The organism is Neobacillus sp. K501, from assembly GCF_053749995.1.
This window is the reverse complement of the sequence record NZ_JBSLYA010000008.1, coordinates 253,542-260,700: the sequence shown is the minus strand read 5'-3', so window position 1 is coordinate 260,700 and position 7,159 is coordinate 253,542. Positions and strand designations below refer to the sequence as shown.

Below are 7,159 nucleotides of genomic sequence, written 5' to 3'. Positions count from 1 at the left end.
CTGAAAAGAAATAATCAGATCATATTTTTCCAGTGCAGTATAGGCACTTTTCGCCATAGAAAAAACCCCCAATAGAGTAAACAGATTTTTTATTATTTCATCTGTCTACTTTATTGGGAGCATATCATTTTGGGAAGACCGGCTTTTCTCACGAGCAGTGTGAAAGAAAGTATTATTTAAAAAGCTAAAGGCATTGGAGCCCCTTTCGTTGTGTTTACCTATTCCCCTCGGAACACAGGCTTTCTTTTCTCAGCAAAAGCTTGAACCCCTTCTTGAACATCTTTGGTTCCAAAACATTGCTTAATAAAAGCGTACTCTTGTCTTAGTATCGTTGTCAGATCCGTGTCAGGGCTTGCAGCAAGCAATCTTTTAGAAAGCGTCATCGCTACCGGAGGTCCTGCTGCTAACTCTCTCGCAAAATTCATCACCTGTTCCTGTAATTCTTCATGCGGGAATATTCGGTTCACCAAGCCAATTCGTTCGGCTTCCTCAGGATATATGTCCCTGCCCGTTAAGATCAGTTCTGCAGCCTTTGCCTGTCCAACCAACCGCGGTAAGAAATAACTCATTCCCGCATCAGGGCTGAGACCACGGCGAATGTATCCAGCTGTTACTCTAGCATCCACTGACATGAAGCGGATGTCGCAAGCTAGAGCCAGCGCCAGTCCTGCACCAGCGGCAATCCCATTAATGGCAGCAATAACAGGCTTATCACAATGAACGATCCCCAACGCTTGACGCCCCACCCAACCTAATTCATCTAATTTTTGATGACGAGACTGTGCGTTTGGATTTCTCTTTGCATAATCAGTTAAATCAAGTCCTGCACAAAATCCTCTACCATTCCCGGTGATGACAATGACACGGACTTCATCATCAGCAGAAGCCTCTGAAATGGCTTGGATAATCTCATTACTAAGGGTATCATTTACGGCATTCAGGCGCTCGGGCCTGTTTAGTGTTAGTGTACGAACCCCAGCTTTCGTTTCGACAAGAATATGTTCCATCATTTAATTCCCCTCCATCATCTGGTTTTGAAATTGGTTCTGTTCTTTCCCTGGCTCCACTATTTTAAATTGACTATTCAGACTATTTTTAATATAACACTCTACTCATTACCTTGTCACCAATACAACAACAATATGACATGTTCCTGGCACGGAAAGCAATTGTGGAAGCACAGATGAAAGAACCATGTCTTTTGTTGGTATTGAAGAGGTGTTTTATTGTCAGTCAGTTAAGGATGCTGATGAAGTTGGATTAGTGAAATTCAAATTTATATATGAAGAATTAAAGAAGGTAAAAGTTGATCGTAGTCTTAAGATGACCCAAATACCATTGAATGAAAATCAAGAAAATCCAATGCTGCAGTGGAAAATGAAATCATGATAATATGAGTAGAACTCATTTTTAGGATTTTTTGCTGAAGAACCTAATTCTTGTAAGAAAAATACAATCTATTTAAATAACAAAGGAACGAATAAACTCGTTCCCTTTCTCCCTCTCTATATGTGACCCCTTCGATAATTTTGATACTTTTTTTCTATTTGGACTTTTGCACCCTTTAATTCAACAAATCCTACCTTAAATCCATTCTTCTCCATGTCTACGTATAAATTTCATATCTTTTTGATAATGTTCAAGATGCCCTTCATCGATCATCTTTTGAAAAGCAATGTCACCTTCACTTGCCTTTCTTGTTATTGTCTTACATAAACCTTCTAATCGTAATAATACCATTTCCAAGTAACTTTCTTCTATTTCCTCACCGTAAGATTCAAAAAACAACCTTACTCTTTGGTTTATACGGTTAGCGTGCTGTAAGGAATGATAATAAACTTTTTCACCTTTTTCAGATAAATAAAATCTACTTAAGGGGACACACGTATATAAAGTATAAGCAATGTCCCAAATTCTTGGACCAGGTCCAGCAACATCAAAATCAATAATACCTACGGGTCTTTTATTGTTAAAAATAATATTATATCTAGCGAAGTCATTATGACATAATACCTCTACATTGTTTGGCGTATTATCTATCGGTTTCCATTCATCTGATAATGGAAAATCACATACAGCATCATGATAGAGGCGGAGTATTTTTGCTATTTCTGCCAAAACATCATCTGACCACATATATTCTTTTAAAGGATCATTACCAGCCTCTCCTTCAATAAACGACAATATCTCTCTTCCTTTTTCATCAATTCCTAAAAATTTTGGTGCGTAACTAAAACCTTTATTCTCCAAATACTCTAATAAATGGTGAATTTTGCTACTGTCTGGCTTTAATACTCGTCGCACAGTATCACCTAAACGATAAACGTTAGAAACATTCCCTCCTGTTAGGATTTCCTCTTTTTCATGGTTTGCCACCTAATATCCCCCCTTCAGATTTCCTTATATGACTCTCTTAATGCTAGTTTGTTATTCAATCATCTTTATAAAAGTGTTTAGTTTCAGCATATTGTACCCACAGAATCTAAGTTAACCCTGTAGCCTTAATCTAGAAAATCGGGTCTTTTTTTCACCTCTAATTAATATAATGATTTACCTAATGGATTATAGAGGTGAATAGTTTGGAAATGATGGGCTTATCTTTTGCAGTACTCTTGAAAGTTATTATTATCAATGTGGTTCTAAGTGGAGATAATGCGGTTGTGATCGCGATGGCTTCACGGAATGTTCCAAAAAAACAACAAAAGAATGTGATTTTTTGGGGAACATTCGGAGCGATTATTTTACGTTTACTTTTTGCAGTAGCCATTGGTTACTTACTAGGCTTACCCTTTGTAACTTTGATAGGTGGTCTTCTGCTCGTGTATATTGCCATTAAACTATTAATTGGGGAAGACGAGGAAATTCAAAGGGAAGGCGGTGCGAGTTTCATTACCGCTGTGAAAACAATCATCATAGCTGATGCGATCATGTCCCTCGATAATGTACTAGCTATCGCAGGGGCTGTGAAAGGGAATTTATTCGGAATTGTTATAGGAGTTATCGTCAGTATTCCGATCGTTGTTTTCGGCAGCCAGTTAATCTTAAAAGCAATGATAAAGTTTCCTATTATTTCGTATGCAGGTGCAGGAATCTTGGCTTGGACCGCTGGGGAAATGATTGCCGCTGAACCAAGATTAGAACCGAGGCTCCCTCAGGATTTTCATTTATTAATTCCTTTGACTCTTACGATTTTAGTGATTGGTTTCGGCTATTTTCTTACTAGAAAAAATGTAAAAAGGGCTTAACCAAATGGGAAAGGCTTATTTCACTTCCCTCAAGCCCTTCCCTTCTTGAACCTCTCGGATCCCTTCCTCACAAACTCCATAGGAGCGCCAGGAACAAGATTCACAAATAATTTGAATATCAGCAGGAACGACAAACTTTCGAATACATGATTCAATTTCCTCCCATGTCAAAACTTGTCCGATCTTAAGCCCCATTTTCTCTAAAATGGCCGCATCTCTTTGATAGATACCATCATCTTGGCAATGGTATTTACCTGTGTTGGGGTATTTTTCACACAACTGATCAGGTCCCATTACAATTTCAATTAACGTATTGGGATTGTTTCTTAAGGATTGATGTAATTGTGTCATATTTTCCACGTATTCATCAGAATACCCCATTCCCCTATAGCCAAGTAGGCAAAATAGATGATGACCTCGTAGCTTAAACATCTCCTCAACTCTCCCTTTCTTCAACTTTTAAAAGATCTATATCTTTTCTATCCAAATTCTATTTAACTGGCAGTTGTACGTCGTGCCAGCTGCTTATATCGCATTGGCCATATTCATTATCACCCACAGCAACCATCGTGCCGTCCGATTTAAGGCCGATGGTGTGAGCACATCCCGCCGCAACCGCTACAATATCACACCATTCACTTACATTGCATTGACCATGCCCATTCCAGCCCACTGCCACCACAGTACCATCCGATTTAAGGCCAATGGTATGTTTACTACCCACTGCTATCGCCACAATATCCCGCCAACTGCTTATATCACATTGACCTAATTTATTTTGACCCACTGCCACCGACGTGCCATCCGATTTAAGCCCAACAGAATGGAGATAACCCGCCGCAACCGCAACGATATCGAACCAATCGTCAACATCGCACTGGCGATACCGATTATTGCCCACAGCCCGCACAGTTCCATCTAATTTAAGACCAATAGTATGCCAATCACCTGCCGTGACTGCCACAATATTATCCCAGCTACTTACATCGCATTCACCTTCATTATTTCGGCCCACAGCAACCACCGAACCATCCGATTTAAGCCCAATGGTACGACACCAGCCCGCCGCAACCGATACAATATTGCTCCAGTCGTTTACATTGCATTGATCATGTTTATTCCAACCCACAGCCACCACAGTACCATCCGACTTGAGACCGATTGTATGAGCATTCCCCGTATTCGTTGCCATATGAACATTACCAGCCGCGACCGCCACAATATCGCGCCAGCTGCTTACATCGCATTGGCCATATTTATTATCACCCAGAGCTGTCACCTTACCATCAGTTCTAAGACCAACCGTATGACGACGACCCGCAGCTATGGTATCCCTTGGCCACCGTTTCACCATTAATGCTGTATCCTTCGGTGAAATGTAATCCATGTTTTACCTCTTTCTAGCAATCATCTCTATTTCAACTTGCGCACCAAGTGGTAGAGATAACACACCTATCGTTGTACGAGCAGGATATGGCTGAGAAAATTGTTTGGCATAAACTTCATTCATGGCTGAGAAATGATTCATATCTGTTAAGAATACATTCACTTTTTCAACATGATCAGGAGTTAAACCTGCTGCTTCCAATACGCTGAAAAGATTTTTAAAACATTGATTTGTCTGTTCGTAAATGTCACCTTCTACAAGCTTTCCAGTCTGTGAATCTACTGGGGTTTGCCCTGATAAAAAGATTAAATCTCCTGCCTCAATTGCATGTGAGTATGGACCAACAGAAACAGCGCCAGATGCACTATATGCCTTTCTTGACAAAAAAAACGCCTCCTTTAGATAGTAAGAATGTAATAGATAATTGACGAAAAGGTAGAGCGGCTACCGGAATAGCATGAGCTTCAACTCTTGTATTCGTTCATGAAACAGCTATAAACTGTCTGGCAAGTGATGTTTATACATTTCCAATACATTTGTATTTTCTTTTAAAACAGCGAGAATTTTGGGATGAGGCTTAACATAAATAACTGGATAATCCTTTTCATCAAGTTCTTCATTAATGGGAAAAGCTAATTTTTCATCTTCAATTGAAAATCGAGCATCAATTCCCTCTTTATTTCCACGGGCATCAACCCTAATCCATTTATTAAGTGATTTAAGGAAGATAGCATTTAAAGCGTGAATACAATACCCTTTTTCTGGAGTATCAAATAACATCAATCTTTGATAACAAAAACCTGTTGGTATTCCCTGTGAACGCAATAAAGCGGCTAATAGGTGTGATTTTGCATAGCAAATTCCCTCTTTAAAGTCTAATACATCCGAAGCATGACAAGTAACTCGCTTGGATTGAATATCCCAAGAATGAGAAATTTCATCACGAACAAATTCAAATGCAATTTTTGCTTTTTCAATTTCTGTTTGTGATGTATGGAAGAGTTCTTCTGCTTTCTTCTTTATATTTGGATTAGAATAATTAACTTCATTTAATTCGAGCAAATAATCATCAAGGTCTTTCGACTCATACAATAAATTCAAAACCCTTCTCCCCTTTACAAACTGCATCAACAAGCCTGATCGTTCACGCTATAAGAAAAAAAGATCGCTCTACGACCTTTTCTTTCGATTAAGAACCCTTTCAAATAAATTAATTGATGGTGAAACTTTGCGAGATGTAAAGTAAAGATCATGAATTCAATCAGATTGTTAATGCACGCATCATCGAAAATCATTGATTTGATACATTTTTAGATTAGGCCAAGTTGCTTTCCATTTCTTATGTGCCAAGCGGTCCTCATAAATGACTGCACGTTCCTTCGAATGTATAAAATATGGAGTTGGCTTCACTTTAAGATGGATAACATCACTAATTCCACAAGGGGCCGTTATAATTACATTTTCATTTTCATCTAATTTTACACCTAAAGCCGTCGCTGTTTCCGGAAATTTGGAAATAGCATCAACAGAAGAAGTATAAGGAGGCATATTGCTTTTCATGTGCATTCTTGCTTCATTCTTTACAGACCAAGGTATGTTAGGCTTGATAATGTTTAGCATTTCCTCATACTTTTTTTCCACTTTTTCATCTAAATTGGTAGGATCAAAATAAATAACATCAATGTCAGGAATTAGCGTTCTTTCTTTGAACTTATGTAAGGTGTCCCAGATTTTTTAGCGAACAAATCCAGCACATATCCACCAATCAGGCAAATTTAGTGATTTTGCTGCTTTTAGTATACTCATCATCCATATATCTTCTGAAATAAGCTCAATGATTTTTTCTTCATTTAACACTTTAAAATTACTCCTTAAAATTCACTAATTCGCTCTTTACCTTCTTCATATCGTTTTGAGGAATATAGGGTAAGGATGATTGTTAATTTTAGATACACATCTCCCAATGGCTAATTGATATGTAATTCTAAAAACTCATCCGTTTCTATAAAACCAAACTTCTTATACACGGGTCTACCCATTTTTGATGCACCAAGCCATACTTTTGAAACACCGGAAATCTTAACTTCATCTACTAATTTAGTTAACAGCTTGGTTGCGATTCCTTGTCCACGATAATTTTTATTCGTATACATATTTGCGATATAAGCTTTTTTTCCGGTTCTATTGGTATAACTAGGCGGAAAATCATAAAAAATTACTGCACCACATGCAATTATTTCTTTATCATCCTCCACTAACCATTGTATTAACGTACCATCGCTAAGTTTATTTTTAAAGAAAACGGCTAGCTCCGTATCAATATCTTTATTAGGTTCGATCCCCTCATCCACTAATTGCCTTTTTCTTAATTCAACTAATTTTTCAATATCCCCGATACTTGCTTTTCGAAATTTCAACTACATACAACTCCTTATAGAACTAAGCTCTACTTTATACAGTCCACTAATACTATTAATATACAATATTAAACTATTCCAATTATACTACATCTCATTTTTTCCCCAAC

The 7,159-nt window shown here is 38.0% G+C and carries 9 protein-coding genes and 1 pseudogene; 2 read left to right on the top strand and 8 right to left on the bottom strand.

Annotated elements, in window-relative coordinates; genetic code table 11:
• Positions 1-218: 218 nt before the first annotated feature.
• Complete coding sequence (locus ACWM35_RS18695; RefSeq protein ID WP_454820360.1) at positions 219-1,010, bottom strand: enoyl-CoA hydratase/isomerase family protein; 792 nt, start codon at positions 1,008-1,010, stop codon at positions 219-221.
• Positions 1,011-1,194: 184 nt separating this feature from the next.
• Here ACWM35_RS18695 and ACWM35_RS18690 point away from each other — a divergent pair, with 184 nt between their 5' ends.
• Entirely contained in the window at positions 1,195-1,389 is a 195-nt protein-coding gene (locus ACWM35_RS18690) for a hypothetical protein (protein WP_454820359.1), read from the top strand.
• Positions 1,390-1,584: 195 nt separating this feature from the next.
• Here the strand turns inward: ACWM35_RS18690 and ACWM35_RS18685 are convergent, their stop codons facing one another.
• The gene (locus tag ACWM35_RS18685) at positions 1,585-2,376 is read right to left on the bottom strand and encodes a phosphotransferase (protein ID WP_454820358.1); all 792 of its coding nucleotides are present in this window, start codon (positions 2,374-2,376) and stop codon (positions 1,585-1,587) included.
• A gap of 209 nt (positions 2,377-2,585) precedes the next feature.
• On the opposite strand from ACWM35_RS18685, the gene ACWM35_RS18680 reads away from it, so the two are divergent.
• Positions 2,586-3,245 carry a TerC family protein gene (locus ACWM35_RS18680; protein ID WP_454820357.1) on the top strand — a complete coding sequence of 220 codons (660 nt, stop codon included), beginning with the start codon at positions 2,586-2,588 and terminating at the stop codon, positions 3,243-3,245.
• A 15-nt stretch (positions 3,246-3,260) separates the two neighbouring features.
• Here the strand turns inward: ACWM35_RS18680 and ACWM35_RS18675 are convergent, their stop codons facing one another.
• The 6 genes and pseudogenes from ACWM35_RS18675 to ACWM35_RS18650 all read right to left on the bottom strand — a co-directional run bounded on the left by ACWM35_RS18675 (position 3,261) and on the right by ACWM35_RS18650 (position 7,049).
• Complete coding sequence (locus tag ACWM35_RS18675) at positions 3,261-3,677, bottom strand: DUF1284 domain-containing protein (protein ID WP_454820356.1); 417 nt, start codon at positions 3,675-3,677, stop codon at positions 3,261-3,263.
• Positions 3,678-3,735: 58 nt separating this feature from the next.
• Complete coding sequence (locus ACWM35_RS18670) at positions 3,736-4,632, bottom strand: RCC1 domain-containing protein (RefSeq protein WP_454820355.1); 897 nt, start codon at positions 4,630-4,632, stop codon at positions 3,736-3,738.
• 3 nt (positions 4,633-4,635) lie between these two features.
• Positions 4,636-5,016: a RidA family protein gene (locus ACWM35_RS18665; protein ID WP_454820354.1), complete on the bottom strand. Its 381-nt coding sequence runs from the start codon at positions 5,014-5,016 to the stop codon at positions 4,636-4,638.
• Between the two features lie 108 nt (positions 5,017-5,124).
• On the bottom strand, positions 5,125-5,733 hold the full coding sequence (locus ACWM35_RS18660) for a transglutaminase-like domain-containing protein (protein ID WP_454820353.1): 609 nt from the start codon (positions 5,731-5,733) through the stop codon (positions 5,125-5,127).
• A gap of 180 nt (positions 5,734-5,913) precedes the next feature.
• Positions 5,914-6,441 (bottom strand): annotated as a pseudogene (locus ACWM35_RS18655) (nucleotidyltransferase family protein).
• Positions 6,442-6,599: 158 nt separating this feature from the next.
• Positions 6,600-7,049 carry a GNAT family N-acetyltransferase gene (locus ACWM35_RS18650; protein ID WP_454820352.1) on the bottom strand — a complete coding sequence of 150 codons (450 nt, stop codon included), beginning with the start codon at positions 7,047-7,049 and terminating at the stop codon, positions 6,600-6,602.
• Positions 7,050-7,159: the final 110 nt, after the last annotated feature.